A 16,342-nucleotide genomic window follows, 5' to 3' on the forward strand; every position below is an offset into this window, starting at 1 on the left:
CCGTTTACCATCGGCGAACGGTTGTCCTAGAAAATCGTTTTACCATCCAAATTATAGCGATATTCGAAAACGCCTATACCGATACTATTTGTAGTCAAACAAAAGTACTTCGGTTTACTACGACAAATTGAAAGATCTCAGCCACGGTCATTTTGGTGATATTAAAACCGCAGGTAGAGGTGTTGCCAATTTCGTATATTAATCTCCGTGGTCGGCAGGAGCCATTTTGTCGTAGTAAACCGGCCCTCTTTTTAATAGAGAAGTTCAACCAAGAAGAGGGCGCCTGGTTGGGGCGCCCTCTTTTGCGTTAAGGATTAAGTTTTAATCGTCCGGATTAGCGGCGCTTGCGGGTGGCCGTTGCCTTGCGGACGGATGTTTTCTTCGACGGCGTCTTTTTCTCGGTTGCGGCGGCGGGGGAGACCGGCGTCTCCTTGGCGGGCTCGGTCTTGGCCTTTACCTCGGCCTTGGGTTCCTCTTTGACGGCAGCGGACTTGGTCTCGGATGCCTTCGGGGCCGGCTTGGCCTTTACTGCGGGCTTGTCCTCGACCTTAGCCTCCCCCTCGGGAGCAGCAGCTGTGGTCGTGGTCTTTTTGGTCGTCGTTGTAGTGCGCTTGCGTGTGGTGGTCTTGGCGGCCGGCTTGCCCTCGACGGTTGCCTCGGCCTTGGACTCGGCGGACGTCTCCTCAAGCTTGGCGACCGGTTTTGCGGCTGCCTTGGTCGTGGCGGCTTTGGTCGTCGACTTCGTTGTCGTGGTCTTCTTGGCTGCCGTTGCCTTCTTGGTGGTCGCGGTCCTCTTCTTGGCAGCGGTCTTGGCCGGAGTCTTTACCGCAGGCTTATCCTCGGTGGCGTCGGCCTTTACCTCGGGAGCAGCCTCGGCCTCGGCGGCCTTCTTGGCAGCTGCGGTGGTACGCTTACGCGTGGTCGTTGCCTTGGCAACGGTGGTCTTGGTTGCCGCTGCCTTAGTCGCAGTGGGCTTCTTAGCGGTCGTCTTGCGAGTCGTGGTCTTCTTAGCCGCAGGCTTTGCTGCGGGCTTCACCTCAGGCTCGGCCTTTGCGGGCTTAGCCTCAACCGGCTTCTCTTCGGCCTTGGGCTCCTCAGCGGCCACCGGCTCAGCAACAGCCTCAGGCTCCTCGACAACCGCCACCGGCCTCTCAATCTCCGGGTGCATAAAGAAGTACAGGTCCAGATACTTGTCGGCCGAGCGCGTCCAGCTAAAGTCCTGACTCATGGCCTGCGTGACCAGCTGGTTCCAGGCATCGCGGTTGTCCCAGAACAGGCGTGCTGCGCGGAACACCGCGTCGCCCATCTCGTCGCCGTTAAAGTTGGTAAACGAGAAGCCCGTGCCCTCGCCGGTAAACTCGTTGTACGGCTGCACGGTGTCCTTCAGGCCACCGGTCTCGCGCACGATGGGCAGGGTGCCGTAGCGCATGGCGATGATCTGCGACAGGCCGCAGGGCTCAAACTTCGACGGCATCAGGAACATGTCGGCGGCGGCATACATGCGCTGCGACAGCGCCGGATCGAACTCGATGCGTGCGGCCATGGTGCCGGGGTACTTGTCCTGGAAGTAGCGCAGGCCGTCCTCGTAATCGCGGTCGCCGGTACCCAGCACGGCCACCTGCACGCCGCCGGACAGGATGCGGTCGAGCGCGTACATGACCAGGTCCATGCCCTTCTGGCGTGTCAGGCGCGTGACCATCACCATGAGCGGACGGTCGTCGCGAACCTCGAGGCCCAGCTCCTCCTGCAGCTTGGCCTTGCACACGGCCTTGCCGGAACGGTCGTCAACCGTGTAGTTGGCTGCAATGCGCTTGTCGGTCGCCGGGTCAAAGCCCGCCACATCAATACCGTTGAGGATACCCTGCAGCGCGTAGGAACGCTCGCGCAGCACGCCGTCCAGGCCTTCGCCAAACTCGGGCGTTTGGATCTCGCCCGCGTAGGTGGGGCTCACGGTGGTGATGGCATCGGCATAGTGCAGCGCGCCCAGCATGTAGTTAATGCTGCAGGCGTCGCAACGCAGCTGCGAGGCGGCCGCCGGAATATGCGCCACACCCAGGATGTCCTCCATCACGGTGTCGCTAAACTGGCCCTGGAACGCCACGTTGTGAATCGAGAAGACGGTCTTAACGCGGTCGTACAGCGGCAGGCCCTGGTAGAACTCGCGCAAAAACACGGGCGCCAGCGCCGTCTGCCAGTCGTTGCAGTGCAGGATGTCGCACTCAAAGCCGGCCGGCAGGTGCTGCAGGCTCTCGGTGATGGCCTTGGAGAAGAACGCAAAGCGCTCGCCGTCGTCAAAGAAGCCGTACGGATAGTCGCGCGCAAAGTAGCGCTCGTTGTCGATGAACATATAGGTGACGCCGTCGTGCTCGAGCTTCTCGAGACCGCAGTACTCGTTACGCCAGCCCAGGCTCACGTAAAAGTCGGAGAAGTGCTCCATCTGCGCCTTGTACTCGTCCTTGATGGTGGCGTACTTGGGCACCATCACGATGACTTCGGCGCCGGCGCGCACAAGCGCCGCAGGTAGCGAGCCCGCTACGTCGCCCAGGCCACCGGTCTTCACAAACGGCGCGCACTCGGCCGAGGCAAACACGATCTGCATCTTTTTGCTGGAATCAGCCATATTGTCTCCCTGTTGCAATTCGAGAATAGCCGCCTGGCGCAAACCGGGCGGCTATTCTACGTGTCACGAGCGATGTTGCGGTGCCAAAGCTAGCTCGCGTTGGTGATATCAGAAGTTAACGGGGCCTTTCCCAGCACCAGAATGTTCTCGCGCGTGCCGCGAAGCTCGGTGTTGGTGGGAACCACGTTGTTCTTGTCCAGGATGGCATTCTCAACGCGGGCGCCGCTCTTGATGACGCAGCTCTGGTTGATGATCGAGTTCGTCACCGAGGCGCCTTCCTCGACCACGACGCCACGCGACAGGATCGAGTTGCGCACGGTGCCCTTGATGATGCAGCCGGCCGAGATGATCGAGTTGCACGCGTGGCTGCCGGTCGCATAGCGCGAAGGCGGCACGTCGTGAGCCTTGGTCAGAATCGGGCGCTCGGGGTCAAAGAGCTGGTCGGCCACGGTCTGGTCGAGCAGGTCCATGCTGCGGCGATACAGCGACTTCTCGCTAAACACGCCCACGACCTCGCCCTTGTACTCGTAGCTGCAAACGTCGATGTTGCCAAAGTCGCCCTGGAGTGCCTCGAGCAGGTCCAGATAGTCGGCGGCCTGGTAGTGGTCGATGATCTCGAGCAGCGTCTCGCGGTTGACGATGCAGCAGTCCATAGAGGCGTTGTCGCCGTACACGACGCCGGCGCTCACGCCCGTCAGGCGGCCGTTCTCGTTAATTTCGAGTTTGGTCTCGTCATCGACGTTGTGCGTGGCCTTGCAGTACACCACGGTCATCTGGGCACCGGAGTTCTCGTGCGCGTCGATGATGGTGTTGAGGTCCATGTTAAAGATGATGTTGGTGCCCATCATCACGACATAGGGCTTGTCCGAGCGCTGGAACAGCGTCTTGTTGGAGATGATGTCGCGAAGCAGGAAGCGCATGCCGCCCTTGGTGGTGCCATACGCATTGCCGGGCACCATGAACAGGCCGCCCTTCTTGCGGTCCAGGCCCCAGTCCTTGCCCGAGCCCACGTGGTCGATCAGCGAGCGGTAGTTACCCGGCATGACGACGCCGACGGTCTTGATGCCGGCATTCATCATGTTGGACAGCGGGAAGTCGATCAGGCGGTAGCGGCCCAAAAACGGGACGGACGCGATGGGGCGGTCCTTGAGCAGTACGCTGCCGTAGGTCGAAGAGTAGTTAGCGGTGATATAACCGATGGCCTTGCGATTGATCATCGGATCATTCCCCCTTCCCGATAACGACGTCATTTCCAACGACGGCCGCATCCTTGGTGGTATCGACAGAGCCGAGCTTCACGCCCTCTTCGACCGTGGAGTTCTCGCCCAAAATAGCGCGGCAGATGTGCGCGCCGCTCTTAACGTGCGCACCCGGCAGCAGCACGGAGTCCTCTACCACGGCGCGCTCCTCGATGATGACGTCGGTCGAAAGGATCGAGTGGCGAGCGGTGCCGTAGATCTTGCAGCCGTTGGAGACCAGGCAGTCGTCCAGACGGCCGTCCGGTCCAATGTAGTGCGGCGGACGCGTGGTGATGTTGGACATGATGGGGAAGTGCTTGTCGAACAGATCGAACTCGGGGTTGTTGCCCAGCAGGTCCATCGAGGTCTCGTGGAAGCTGGCGATGGTGCCGACATCCTTCCAAAAGCCGTGGAACTCGTAGCTGTACAGGCGCTTGCCCTCGCCGAGCAGCTTGGGGATGATGTCCTTGCCAAAGTCGTGGCTCGAGCGCTGGTCCAGAGCGTCCTCCTCGAGCGCCTCGATCAGCACGTCGGCCGAGAAGATGTAGATGCCCATGGACGCGAGGTTCGAATCGGGCTTATCGGGCTTCTCGGTGAACTTGGTGATGCGGCCGTCCTCGGGGTCAGTGGTCAGGATACCAAAGCGACTGGCCTCCTCCCACGGCACGGGCATAACGCTCACCGTGAGGTCGGCGTTGTTCTCAATGTGCGTCTTGAGCATCTTGCGGTAGTCCATGCGATACAGGTGATCGCCCGAAAGAATCAGGACGTACTTGGGGTCGTTGGCCTTGATGTAGTCCAGGTTCTGCGTAATGGCGTCGGCCGTGCCCGCATACCAGGCGCCACCGGTCTGCGTCTCGTACGGCGGCAGGATCGACACACCGCCGTCGCGGCTGTCCAGATCCCATGCCTCGCCGGAGCCCACATAAGCATGCAGCAGGTAGGGGCGATACTGCGTCAGAACGCCCACCGTGTCGATGCCCGAGTTGGAGCAGTTGGAGAGCGAGAAGTCGATAATGCGGAACTTGCCACCAAAGCTAACCGCCGGCTTGGCGATCTTTTGGGTGAGTGCCCCCAATCGGCTGCCCTGTCCTCCTGCGAGGAGCATCGCGATACATTCTTTCTTACTCATCGATTTCTCCTTCTGTCATCGATGTTCTTAAACCCATTAGCGACGGGCGCAGCGCAACGTTGCGCCCGTCGAGTAATGCCGTGCTGGCATAAGGGAGCTCGCGGCCTTTACGCGTGCCAGATCTCGTCGCGGTACTCGCGAATGGTGCGGTCGCTCGAGAACCAGCCGCTCGAGGCGGTGTTGAGCAGGGCCTTGCGGTTCCAGGTCTCCTGGTCGCCGTAGCTGCCGGTAAGCTTTTCCCATGCATCCACGTAGCTGCGGAAATCGGCCATGACCAGGTCGAGGTCGTTGTTGTTCATGAGCTCGTTGTAAATGCTCTCGAAGTTACCCGAAAGACCCGCAAAGGTGTTGTCCTTGAGCTCGTCCATCACGCGGCCCAGGCGCTCGCGGTCGCCGTTGAGGGTATCCCATGCAAAGTAGCTGTTGGATGCCCAGAGCTCCTCGACCTCGGGAGCGGTCAGGCCAAAGATGGCCTCGTTCTCGCGACCGGCCAGGTCGGCGATCTCGATGTTGGCGCCGTCGAGGGTGCCCAGCGTAATGGCGCCGTTCATCATGAGCTTCATGTTGGACGTGCCCGAGGCCTCCTTGCCGGCCGTGGAAATCTGCTCCGAGATCTCGGCGGCAGGGTAGATGAGCTGGGCGTTGCTCACGCGGAAGTTGGGGATAAAGCAGACCTTCATGACCTCGTTGACGCGTGGGTCGTTGTTGATGACGTCGGCCACGGAGTTAATGAGGCGGATGGTCTCCTTGGCAAAGGTGTAGCTCGAGGCAGCCTTGCCGCTAAAGATGAAGGTCGTCGGCGTCACGTGGAAGTTGGGATTGGCGATGCGACGGTTGTAGATGTCCATTACCTTCATGATGTTCATGAGCTGTCGCTTGTAGGCGTGGAAGCGCTTCACCTGAACATCGAAGACGGTGTTGGGGTCGATGACCAGACCGGTCTCGGCCTTGACGTAGGCGGCCAGACGTTCCTTGTTTGCGCGCTTGGAGGTACCCACGGCCTTCAGGAACTCGGTGTCGTTCTGGAACTCTTTGAGCTTTTCCAGCTCAAAGGCGTTCTTGAGCCAGCCATCGCCAATGGCCTCGGTCACGAGCTTAGCGTAGGTGGGGTTGGCCTCGGCAAAGAAGCGACGGTGCGAGATGCCGTTGGTCTTGTTGTTGAACTTCTCGGGCGTTAAGGCATAGAAGTCCTTAAGCACGATGTTCTTGATGATGTCAGAGTGGATCTTGGCCACGCCGTTGACGCTGTGGCTGCAGATCACGGACAGGTTGGCCATGCGAATCTCGCCGTCCCACAGGATGGCGGTCTGGCGCAAACGCTCTTGCCAGCCCTCCTGCGTAGTGTCGAACGACTCGTGCCAACGACGGCTGATCTCGTCGATGATCTGGTACACGCGGGGGAGGAGTTTGGAGAACGTGCCAATGGGCCACTTCTCCAGGGCTTCGGGCAGGATGGTGTGGTTGGTGTAGCTCACGACCTGCGTCACGATATTCCAGGCGTCATCCCACTCGAGCTTCTTCTCGTCGATGAGGATACGCATGAGCTCGGGGCCGCACATGGCGGGGTGGGTATCGTTGGTGTGGATGGCCACAAACTGCGGCAGCAGCTCCCAGTTAGCGCCGTGTTCCTTCTCAAAGGTGTCGAGCAGGCTGTAGATGCCGGCCGAGACGAACAGGTACTCCTGCTTCAGGCGCAGCAGACGGCCGTGCTCACCGGCGTCGTTGGGGTAGAGGATGGCGCTGATGGCCTCGGCCTCGGCACGCTCGGCATCGGCCAGGGCGTAGTCGCCGCGGTTGAAGGCCTCCAGATCGAAGTGCTCCTCGACCGGCTCGGCAGCCCAGACGCGCAGCTTGTTGACAGTCTCGCCGGCATAGCCCACAACGGGGATGTCGTAGGGGACGGCCAGGATGTCCTGCGTGTCCACCGTGCGGTAGAACGTGCGGCCGTTCTCCTCAAAGCCCTCAACATGGCCACCAAACTTAATGGTCACGGCCTTGTCCTGACGGCGGACCTCCCAGGGATAGCCGTGGGTGAGCCACTCGTCGGTAGCCTCGACCTGGCTGCCGTTGACGATCTCCTGCTTAAACAGGCCGTAGCGGTAGCGCATGCCGTTGCCGTAGCCGGCAATACCCTCGGCTGCCATGGAATCCAGAAAGCATGCGGCCAGACGGCCCAGGCCACCGTTGCCCAGCGCCGGATCGGGCTCCTGGTTCTCGATGACGGACAGGTCGAAACCCATGTCGTCGAGCGCCTCGGCGACCATGTCGCGCACGCCAAAGTTGAGCAGATAGTTGTCGAGCAGGCGGCCGATCAAAAACTCGATCGAGAAGTAGTACACGCGCTTCTTGCCCTCGGCGGCCGCGCGGGCGTCGCTCTTGGTGGCAACGGTGCGTGCCTTCTCGGCCACAAGCTTGGCCAGGGCGTTAAAGCGGTCGAGGTCGCTGGCGGCCTCGACACTCTTGCCGCTGATGCTCATAACGGCATCGCGATAGAGCTCGGTAAACTCCTGCTTGTTTTCGAAGATCTTATTCATACGTTCCTTTCCCCCGGGGATGTATCTCCCGGAACGGTTATGACATGTATCCTACGCCCCCGCGGGGCGGGTAATTACAGTGGTAACGCCTTTGTTACGCTTTCTTGGCAGGAGCCTTAACAGCAGCTGTCTTGGCCTTGGGAGCAGCCTTTTTGGTGGTTGCCTTCTTGGCCGTGGTCTTGGCCGAAGCCTTGGCAGCGCGCTTGGCAGCTTTCGCCTTAGCCGGAGCCTTCTTGGCGGCCGCGGGCTTGGGCTTCACAGAGGACGCACGCTTGCGCGTCGCCTTCTTGGGCTCATCGACCACGGGCGGCTTATAGCTGCTGGGGCCGCGGCGCTTAAGCACCACGCCTGCCAGGCCGGGCACCTTAATCTCAATGGAGTCCATCTGCCCGTTCCAGGGATAGGGCTCACTCGAGCAGGTGTAAGGCTCCTCGCCGGCATAGCCGCTGCCGCCAAACTCAGGACGGTCAGAATCGAAGATGACCTCCCAGTCACCCTCACGCGGTACGCCCACGCGGAAGCTCTCGTAGCTTGCCGGGTCAAAGTTGATGAGGATCACCAAGTCGTCATCGACGTCCTCGCCCTGACGCACAAAGCTCACGATGGACTGCTTGGAGTTGTCCGCGTCGATCCAGGTAAAGCCGTCGTCGGTGTAGCCGCGCTCGTACAGGGCGGGCTCGGCGGTGTACAGGTGGTTGAGCGCCTTGATAAACGCCTGATGATGACGGTGGGTCTCGTACTCCTCGGTCAGGAACCACTGGATGGACTCGTAGTAGCGCCACTCAATAAACTGGCCGATCTCGTTGCCCATAAAGTTGAGCTTGGCACCGGGGTGCGTCATCTGATAGAAGGCCAGCGTGCGCAGGCCGGCAAACTGGCGCCACCAGTCGCCCGGCATGCGGCCGATCAGCGAACACTTGCCGTGAACGACCTCGTCGTGGCTCAGCGGGCAGATAAAGTTCTCGGTAAAGGCGTACATGATAGAGAACGTGAGCAACCCGTGGTTGCCGGGGCGCCACGGAAAATCGGTCTGCATGTAGTGCAGGGTGTCGTTCATCCAGCCCATGTCCCACTTGTAGTGGAAGCCCAGGCCGCCGTCCTGCGGCGGGTAGGTCACGAGCGGCCACGCGGTGGACTCCTCGGCCATCATCATCACGTCGGGGTAGTGCGCCTCCACGGCGCAGTTGACCTGGCGGATAAACGCGCTGGCGTCCAAGTCTTCCTCGGTACCGTACTTATTGAATTTCTTTTGGCCGGGATCGTCGATGCCAAAGTTGAGGTACAGCATGCTGGAAACGCCGTCCATGCGGATGCCGTCCACATGGAAGTTCTCGAGCCAATACAGCACGTTTGAGACCAGGAAGGAGCGGACCTCGCCGCGGGCGAAGTCAAACTTGTGCGTGCCCCAGTTGGGATGAATCTCGTGCTCAAACAGCATGTGGCCGTTAAAGGTGGCAAGGCCGTGGGAATCGGCGCAAAAACCGCCGGGCACCCAGTCCATGATCACGCCGATACCCGCCTCGTGGCACGCATCGATAAAGTGCATGAGCTGCTGCGGGTTGCCGTAGCGCGACGTGGCGGCGTAGTAGCCGGTCGTCTGGTAGCCCCATGAGCCATCGAAGGGATGCTCCATAAGCGGCATGACCTCGATATGCGTATAGCCCATATCGCGCACGTAGTCCACGAGCTCGACCGACAGGTCGTCGTAGGTGTAGAACTCGCCGCGCTGCGCGGGGAAGGGATCCATGGGACCGGGGTAGTTGCCGTACTCGTCGGGCTCGCCCTGCGGCGCGTCACCGTGGCGCTTCCACGAGCCAATATGCACCTCGTAGATGTTAAGCGGCTGCGACATGTGGTTGTGGTCGGCGCGGCGCTTGAGCCATGCGGCGTCGTTCCACTTGTAGCCATCGAGTGTCCACAGCACGCTCGCAGTACCCGGAGGGCACTCGGCCTTAAAGGCGTATGGATCGGCCTTGTAGAGCTTTTCGCCCTCGTTGGTCTCGATAAGGTATTTATAGAGCTGGCCCTGCTCGGCACCAGGAATAAAGCCTTCCCAAATAGCGCTCGTATGCACGGGCACCAGCGGGTTGGCTTCCTCATCCCAGTCGTTAAATTCGCCAATGACATGGACACTCTTTACGTCGGGCGCCCAAACGCAAAAGCGCCAGCCGCGCGTGCGCTGCTGCGTGTCGGGATGCGCGCCCATCTTTTCCCAGCTGCGCTCCCACATACCAATGCCAAACAGGTAGATATCGTCCTTGGAGAGCTCCGGTGCGTGCGGAGCCGGTTTGCGGGTTGCGGGCTTTTTAGCCGTTGGCTTTAGCTTTGTATCGCTCACGTTTGATCCCATCATGACGCGGCAGCGTGTTGCCTTGGTGACTAGATGCGAAAGGTCCAAGGCTGCACGAATCGAAGGGACGGCGAAGTTTCTGTGATTCGTTCCACCTCGCGTGCTCGGTGGAACTTTCGGCAGAAACTACGATAACACCTGTGCGTTAGTTTTATGGACGAAAGCGGATTTGCTGGGGCGTTTAATCGGTAAGCGACATGTTTATACCACTGACAGAATTGCCGTGGTAAAACTCTTGACAGTTTTACCAATTTGGGTTTCAAAATTGTTTGGCTGACGTTTGGTAAAACGTTTTTAGCAGGATGTTTACCATTTGATATCGAAAGGTTCGTTTATGTCCCATACCGCCGCTCCCAAGGTTGCTTTTATTTTCGATTGCGACGGCACGCTGGTAAATAGCACCCCCGTTTGGGCCTATGCTCAGCCCGAATTATTGCACCGCCACGGTGTCGACGTGACGGTCGACGATTTTGCCCAGTTTGAGCATCTTTCGCTCGAGGACGAATGCCAGGCCTACCACGACACGTGGGGCATTGGCGCGAATGGCGAGGAGCTCTATCGCGAGCTGAGTGACATTCTGATCGATGGCTACTCCAAGGTGCCGCCGCGCGAGGGGCTCCTGGCATTTTTGGAGCAGGCGAAGGCAGCGGGCATTGCCATGTGCGTGGCTACGTCCACGCCGGCCGAGCTGGTGCAGTCTGCGCTCGCAGGTGCGGGGCTCGACGCTTACATGGAGTTTGTTACCACGACGGGCGAGGCGGGACGCTCCAAGCAATTCCCCGACGTATACGAGCTTGCGCTGCGCCGCCTGGAGGAGCGCCATGGGCACAAGTTTGAGCGCGCATGGGTGTTTGAGGATGCCGTCTTTGGCCTAAAGAGCTCTGGCTCCGCCGGCTTTAAGCGTGTGGGTATTTATGACCCGCACGGCCGTATGAAGCGCGACGATGTGCGCGCCAACTGCGATATCTTTATCGACAGCTACGAGGAGCTAGATCTGGCCCGCGTTCTTTCGTTTGAGGGATAGGCGAGAGCTGTGGCTTGCAAGGTATTAGTGGCCTGCGGCTCGCCCGTGGTAGCGAGCGCGGATCTGTTGCGTAGGCTAGCAGGGGAGTGCGACCACGTTGTCGCCGTGGACCGCGGCCTCGACGCACTGCTGGGCGCGGGACTGAGCTGCGACGTTTATGTGGGGGATGCCGACACGGTGAGCGATGTGGGTCGTGCGCTGGTCGATGCCGCCACCGACTTTGAAGTTGAGCGCCACAACCCGTACAAGGACTATACCGATCTTGCGTTGGCGCTCGATTCCATCCGCCGTCGCTGGCCGGGTGCCGAAGTGGTTGCGACCTGCGCCACGGGTGGCCGTCCGGACATGGCGCTGTCCGTGCTGGGGCTGCTCGCGGGCTACGAGGTTGCCCCTGTCTGGATTGTCGAGGACAAGGTGGTCGCTCGCTTCCTTCACGCAGGCGAATCCTGGATCATCGAAGGTGCCGAGGGGCAGACGTTCTCCATAATCGCTATAGCCCCTGGGACGGTTGTAAGCGAGCACGGCCTAGAATGGGAGCTAGATCACAGTCCCTTGGGCCTGTTGGCCGATACGGGCATTAGCAACGTCGTCAGGTCAACAGCCACGATCCAAGTCCACACCGGCACCGCCATCGCTTACCTATATCGTTAGGCATTTAGAATCTGACCAAAAAAGTCCTTGCACGTCACGCCAACTTCCCCTATAGTATCTCCACGTCACGGGGGCGTAGCTCAGCTGGGAGAGCGCTTGACTGGCAGTCAAGAGGTCAGGGGTTCGATCCCCCTCGTCTCCACCATCGTGAATGCAAAGGCCTTCGGAATTCCGAAGGCCTTTTTTCATGCCAATACACATCGCGCCATAAACCCAATCCACACCAACAAAAAGTTGCACAATTTATTTCCCATCTCTGTACATAGTTTGTTGGACAAACGCAATTACCAGTACGCCTCGCTGGTCAATTCGGGCTTCAGGAGCATCCATAACCTCCGCTAGCACCCCAATATCCTGCGCCAATGTGAACAACATCCCAAAACAACCCCCTTGAACACGCTAAATGAACGATATGTTGACCACCACAAGCCAAATCAGTTTCGCTACCAGCTTGTGCTAGGATACCTAACGTTACATGAGTTCAACTGTGCTCGCGGCTCCAGCAAGTCGCAAAACGCAGGGTCGATCAGCATCCGGCCGTAACGGCGGTGCCAGAAACACCACGAGCTCCAATAAAGAAGTCATGCGTCGTTGTTTATTTGTGTTGAGTTAATTCCCTAGTGCAAATAATTAGTGGATTGCATGCCAAAACGTAGCAGTCTTCCAGCTGTTTGCGTGCGATTCAGTTTTGTACCCGCTTGACTGGATTGCACGCAGCCAGCTGGGGTCGCGTTCTTTTATGCGATACACGTCCGCGACTCTAGCAACTGCACTCATACATGCCGTTCACGGTGGGGCAGAGCCACGTGCTTGTCTGACTGGGCTCAGGGTTTGAATATTGAGCGCCTTCGCGCATGAGCGCCCTGGCGAAGCCATACCCAAACCCCTTGAGCCACACGTAAGACGACAAGGGGGTGGTGCTCGTGTGGTATGTGATCCAGGTCATTAACGGTCGCGAAGACGTAATGCGCGAGCGCATCGAGCGCATGGTGCCGGCGAGCGCCATGCAGGAGCTCTTTTATCCCCAATTTCAAACCGAGATTAAAGTACACGGCGAATAGGTCAATACGACCAAGCCGCTCTTTCCCGGTTATCTTATCTGCGATACGGCAGATCCCCGTACCGTGCAGCAGTATCTGCTGCGTATGGACGACTTTGCCCGTGTGTTATCCCAGGACGGTCAGTTTGTGCCGCTGGCAAAAGAAGAGGTCCAGCTTATTGGCGGCTTTACGCATAGGGGAGACCGCGTAGTGCCCATGAGCGAGGCCCTAAAAGACGGTGACCAGGTCATAGTGACGGCAGGTCCACTGTTGGGCCACGAAGGCCTTATCAAAACCATTAACAGACGCAAGAGCACTGCTTATTTGGAGCTCGACCTTTGCGGTCGACGCGTAACTACGCGCGTTGGCCTTGCCGTGCTTTCGGCCGAGCAGCGCGTCATGCGCAACCTTAAAAAGGCGATCGCCTAATTGAAGGCGATCGCTACACAGAACAGGGAGGATCCCCGACCCGGGGACGAAGTCTTGGAAGAAAACGTGTCGGATAAAACTCAATTTGCAACGGATGCGCCTGCGGGGGCAGCGCTTATTGCTCAGGCCATGGACCGACGAGAGGGCGCCGGCCGCTACAAGGCCATGCAGTCCATCATGGACTGGGATCGTTCGCGCTTGGTCTACCGCGCCGTCAAGCGCGCCTTTGACGTCGTGTTCAGCGGCTGCGTGCTGGCCGTCATCGCCGTTCCCAGCCTTGTGCTTGCCGCGGCCATCCGCCTTGAGAGCGAGGGCAACCCCTTCTACAGCCAGATCCGCGTGGGCCAGACCCACCGCGATGGCAGCCTGTCCACCTTCCGCATGTGGAAGTTCCGCTCCATGTACAAGGACGCCGACGAGCGCCTGGCAGATCTCAAGGAGCAGAACGAGATCGCCGGTGCCATGTTCAAGATGAAGGAGGACCCGCGCGTTACCAGGATCGGCAAGTTCATCCGCAAGCACTCCATTGACGAGTTCCCACAGTTCCTGAACGTGTTTCTGGGCCAGATGTCCGTGGTGGGCCCGCGTCCGCCGCTGCCGAATGAGGTAGCTGAGTACACCGAGTACGACCTGCAGAGGCTAGCAGTGAAACCAGGTATTACGGGGCTCTGGCAGGTTACGGAGCGCAACTCCACCGGTTTCGACGGCATGGTCCGCCGGGACCTCGAATACATAGCCAAGCGCGGAGTCATCACGGACTTCAAGATCATCCTCCTAACGGTTCTGGAGGTCTTTAACGGGAGCGATGCGTACTAATGCAGCATGTTTTCATCATCGGATCCAAGGGAATTCCGGCAAACTACGGCGGCTACGAGACGTTCGTGGAGAAACTGACCGAGAATCAGGTATTGCCCGACATCAAGTACCACGTGGCGTGCGCTGTGGACTCCGCCGAGGAGGTCGGCGAGTTCGAGCACAACGGAGCGCATTGCTTCAAGGTACTACGCAGGCCCGTCGGAGCCGCTAGGGCGATCTTCTACGACATAGACGCCCTCAAGTGGTGCACCGCCTATATCGAGAATAACCGTGTCGAGCACCCCATCGTCTACGTGCTGGCCTGTCGCATCGGACCGTTTTTCGGAAAGTACGTAAAGAGGATCCACGCCCTTGGTGGCAAGGTCTTCGTGAACCCCGACGGCCACGAGTGGAAGCGCGCCAAGTGGAGCGCGCCCGTCCGCAGGTACTGGAAAGTCTCGGAGCGCGGGATGGTCAAGCACGCCGACCTGATGGTGTGCGACTCCAAGAACATCGAGAAGTACATTCGAGGGGAGTATGCCGACCTGCACCCCGAGACGACCTTCATCGCCTACGGGGCCGACATCAGGCACTCAGCGCTCGCGGACGACGACCCCAAGTTCACTGGATGGCTCTCCGAGAAGAGCCTCGAGCCCTTCGGCTACTACCTGGTCGTGGGACGCTTCGTGCCCGAGAACAACTACGAGACCATGATCCGGGAGTTCATGGCTTCCGACTCCAAGCGCGACTTTGCGCTCGTGACGGGAGTGGACGACTCCTTCCTCGCGGAGCTCGAGCGGAAGACGCACTTCAAGTCCGATCCTCGCATCAAGTTCGTCGGGACCGTCTACGACCAGGAGCTCCTGAAGAAGATCCGCGAGCAGGCTTACGGCTACTTCCACGGCCATGAGGTCGGCGGCACCAACCCGAGCCTCCTGGAGGCGCTGGCGTCCACGCGCCTCAACCTCCTTCTCGACGTCGGTTTCAACCGCGAGGTCGCTGAGGACTCGGCCCTGTATTGGAGCAAGGAATCCGGAGACTTGGCTGAACTTATCAATAGCGCCGACGTGATGGATTGGAAGTCGATCGAGGAGCTCGATACGCCATCGACCTCCGTTATCCGCGACCGGTATTCGTGGCGGTCCATCACTGACAGCTACGAAGACCTTTTCCTCGGAAGGAGATAACCAGTGAAAGGCATCATCCTCGCAGGCGGGTCCGGCACGCGCCTGTACCCGCTCACGCTCGTGACCTCCAAGCAGCTGCTGCCGGTCTACGACAAGCCCATGATCTACTACCCGCTATCCACCCTCATGCTGGCGGGCATCCGGGACATCCTGGTCATCTCCACGTCGACCGACCTGCCCAACTTCGAGCGTCTGCTCGGGGACGGCTCGCGCTACGGCGTGAACCTCTCCTACGCCGAGCAGCCCTCGCCGGACGGCCTGGCGCAGGCCTTCACCATCGGCGAGGAGTTCATCGCCGGCGAGCCGTGCGCCCTCGTGCTCGGCGACAACATCTTCTACGGCAACGGCCTGTCGCGCCACCTTACGCGCGCCGTGCAGAACGCAGAGTCGGGCCGCGCCACGGTCTTCGGCTACCACGTCGACGACCCCGAGCGCTTCGGCGTCGTCGAGTTCGACGGCGAGGGGAGGGCCGTCTCCATCGAGGAGAAGCCCGCCGAGCCCAAGAGCTCCTACGCCGTCACCGGCCTTTATTTCTACCCGGGCGACGTGGCCGCCAAGGCGCATAGGGTGCAGCCCTCGGCCCGAGGCGAGCTGGAGATCACCACGCTCAACCAGATGTACCTGGAGGAGGGGACGCTGTCCGTCGTCACCCTCGGCCGCGGCTACGCGTGGCTGGACACCGGCACCATGGAGAGCCTGCACGAGGCGGCGGAGTTCGTCCGCGCCGTCGAGCACTCCCAGGACCTGCCGGTCTCGGTCCCCGAGGAGATCGCATGGGAGAACGGCTGGATCACGACCGCGGAGCTGGAGGGGGCCGCGAAGGCCTACGGCAAGTCGGTCTACGGGCAGCACCTGAAGAAGGTCGCCGCCGGCGAGATCGTCAACAGCCCGCGCGAGTACTAGGAGGAACCCCTCATGTCTGAGATCTTCGAACCCAAGAACATCATCGTCACGGGCGGCTGCGGCTTCATCGGCAGCAACTTCGTGCACTACGTCGTGAACAACCACCCGGGCGTCCACGTCACCGTCCTGGACAAGCTGACCTACGCCGGCAACCCCGAGAACATCGCCGGGCTGCCCTCCGACCGCGTGGAGCTCGTCGTGGGCGACATCTGCGACGCGGAGCTGCTGGACAGGATCGTCCCGGGCCACGACGCGATCGTGCACTACGCCGCCGAGAGCCACAACGACAACTCCATCGCCGACCCGGAGCCGTTCCTGCGCACCAACGTCGAGGGCACCTTCCGCCTGCTGGAGGCCGTCCGCAAATACGGCATCCGCTACCACCACGTCTCCACCGACGAGGTCTACGGCGACCTGGCGCTCGACGACCCGGCGAAGT

13 protein-coding genes and 1 tRNA gene are annotated in these 16,342 nt (G+C 60.1%); 9 read left to right on the plus strand and 5 right to left on the minus strand.

Annotation, left to right across the window (positions count from 1 at the left end; translation table 11 throughout):
- Positions 1-334: 334 nt before the first annotated feature.
- The 5 genes from glgA to glgB all read right to left on the minus strand — a co-directional run bounded on the left by glgA (position 335) and on the right by glgB (position 9,754).
- A complete protein-coding gene (gene glgA, locus AAAX34_RS07935) occupies positions 335-2,620 on the minus strand; it encodes a glycogen synthase GlgA (RefSeq protein ID WP_349110748.1) in 2,286 nt (761 codons plus the stop codon).
- An 89-nt stretch (positions 2,621-2,709) separates the two neighbouring features.
- The gene (gene glgD, locus AAAX34_RS07940; RefSeq protein ID WP_349110750.1) at positions 2,710-3,837 is read right to left on the minus strand and encodes a glucose-1-phosphate adenylyltransferase subunit GlgD; all 1,128 of its coding nucleotides are present in this window, start codon (positions 3,835-3,837) and stop codon (positions 2,710-2,712) included.
- Positions 3,838-3,841: 4 nt separating this feature from the next.
- Positions 3,842-4,990: a glucose-1-phosphate adenylyltransferase gene (locus AAAX34_RS07945; protein WP_349110751.1), complete on the minus strand. Its 1,149-nt coding sequence runs from the start codon at positions 4,988-4,990 to the stop codon at positions 3,842-3,844.
- 107 nt (positions 4,991-5,097) lie between these two features.
- Complete coding sequence (locus AAAX34_RS07950; RefSeq protein ID WP_349110753.1) at positions 5,098-7,524, minus strand: glycogen/starch/alpha-glucan phosphorylase; 2,427 nt, start codon at positions 7,522-7,524, stop codon at positions 5,098-5,100.
- A 94-nt stretch (positions 7,525-7,618) separates the two neighbouring features.
- A complete protein-coding gene (gene glgB / locus AAAX34_RS07955) occupies positions 7,619-9,754 on the minus strand; it encodes a 1,4-alpha-glucan branching protein GlgB (protein ID WP_349110764.1) in 2,136 nt (711 codons plus the stop codon).
- A gap of 454 nt (positions 9,755-10,208) precedes the next feature.
- Here glgB and AAAX34_RS07960 point away from each other — a divergent pair, with 454 nt between their 5' ends.
- From AAAX34_RS07960 to AAAX34_RS08000, 9 genes are all read left to right on the plus strand, one after another.
- Entirely contained in the window at positions 10,209-10,898 is a 690-nt protein-coding gene (locus AAAX34_RS07960; protein WP_349110754.1) for an HAD family phosphatase, read from the plus strand.
- Between the two features lie 9 nt (positions 10,899-10,907).
- The gene (locus AAAX34_RS07965; RefSeq protein WP_349110756.1) at positions 10,908-11,549 is read left to right on the plus strand and encodes a thiamine diphosphokinase; all 642 of its coding nucleotides are present in this window, start codon (positions 10,908-10,910) and stop codon (positions 11,547-11,549) included.
- A gap of 69 nt (positions 11,550-11,618) precedes the next feature.
- Positions 11,619-11,694 (plus strand) — tRNA-Ala (locus tag AAAX34_RS07970).
- 778 nt (positions 11,695-12,472) lie between these two features.
- On the plus strand, positions 12,473-12,610 hold the full coding sequence (locus AAAX34_RS07975; protein ID WP_349110757.1) for a hypothetical protein: 138 nt from the start codon (positions 12,473-12,475) through the stop codon (positions 12,608-12,610).
- A gap of 63 nt (positions 12,611-12,673) precedes the next feature.
- The gene (locus AAAX34_RS07980; RefSeq protein ID WP_349110758.1) at positions 12,674-13,018 is read left to right on the plus strand and encodes a KOW motif-containing protein; all 345 of its coding nucleotides are present in this window, start codon (positions 12,674-12,676) and stop codon (positions 13,016-13,018) included.
- 129 nt (positions 13,019-13,147) lie between these two features.
- The gene (locus tag AAAX34_RS07985; RefSeq protein WP_349110759.1) at positions 13,148-13,834 is read left to right on the plus strand and encodes a sugar transferase; all 687 of its coding nucleotides are present in this window, start codon (positions 13,148-13,150) and stop codon (positions 13,832-13,834) included.
- Positions 13,834-15,000, plus strand: a complete 1,167-nt coding sequence (locus AAAX34_RS07990; RefSeq protein ID WP_349110760.1) for a DUF1972 domain-containing protein — start codon at positions 13,834-13,836, stop codon at positions 14,998-15,000. The genes AAAX34_RS07985 and AAAX34_RS07990 overlap by 1 nt, the downstream gene beginning before the upstream one ends.
- A 3-nt stretch (positions 15,001-15,003) precedes the next feature.
- Complete coding sequence (gene rfbA, locus AAAX34_RS07995; RefSeq protein WP_349110761.1) at positions 15,004-15,903, plus strand: glucose-1-phosphate thymidylyltransferase RfbA; 900 nt, start codon at positions 15,004-15,006, stop codon at positions 15,901-15,903.
- 12 nt (positions 15,904-15,915) lie between these two features.
- Positions 15,916-16,342 (plus strand): GDP-mannose 4,6-dehydratase (locus tag AAAX34_RS08000; RefSeq protein WP_349110762.1); only part of this gene is annotated, 427 nt, incomplete at its 3' end.

The organism is Collinsella sp. CLA-ER-H4 (assembly GCF_040092395.1).
In the GTDB taxonomy this organism is placed as follows: Bacteria; Actinomycetota; Coriobacteriia; order Coriobacteriales; family Coriobacteriaceae; genus Collinsella.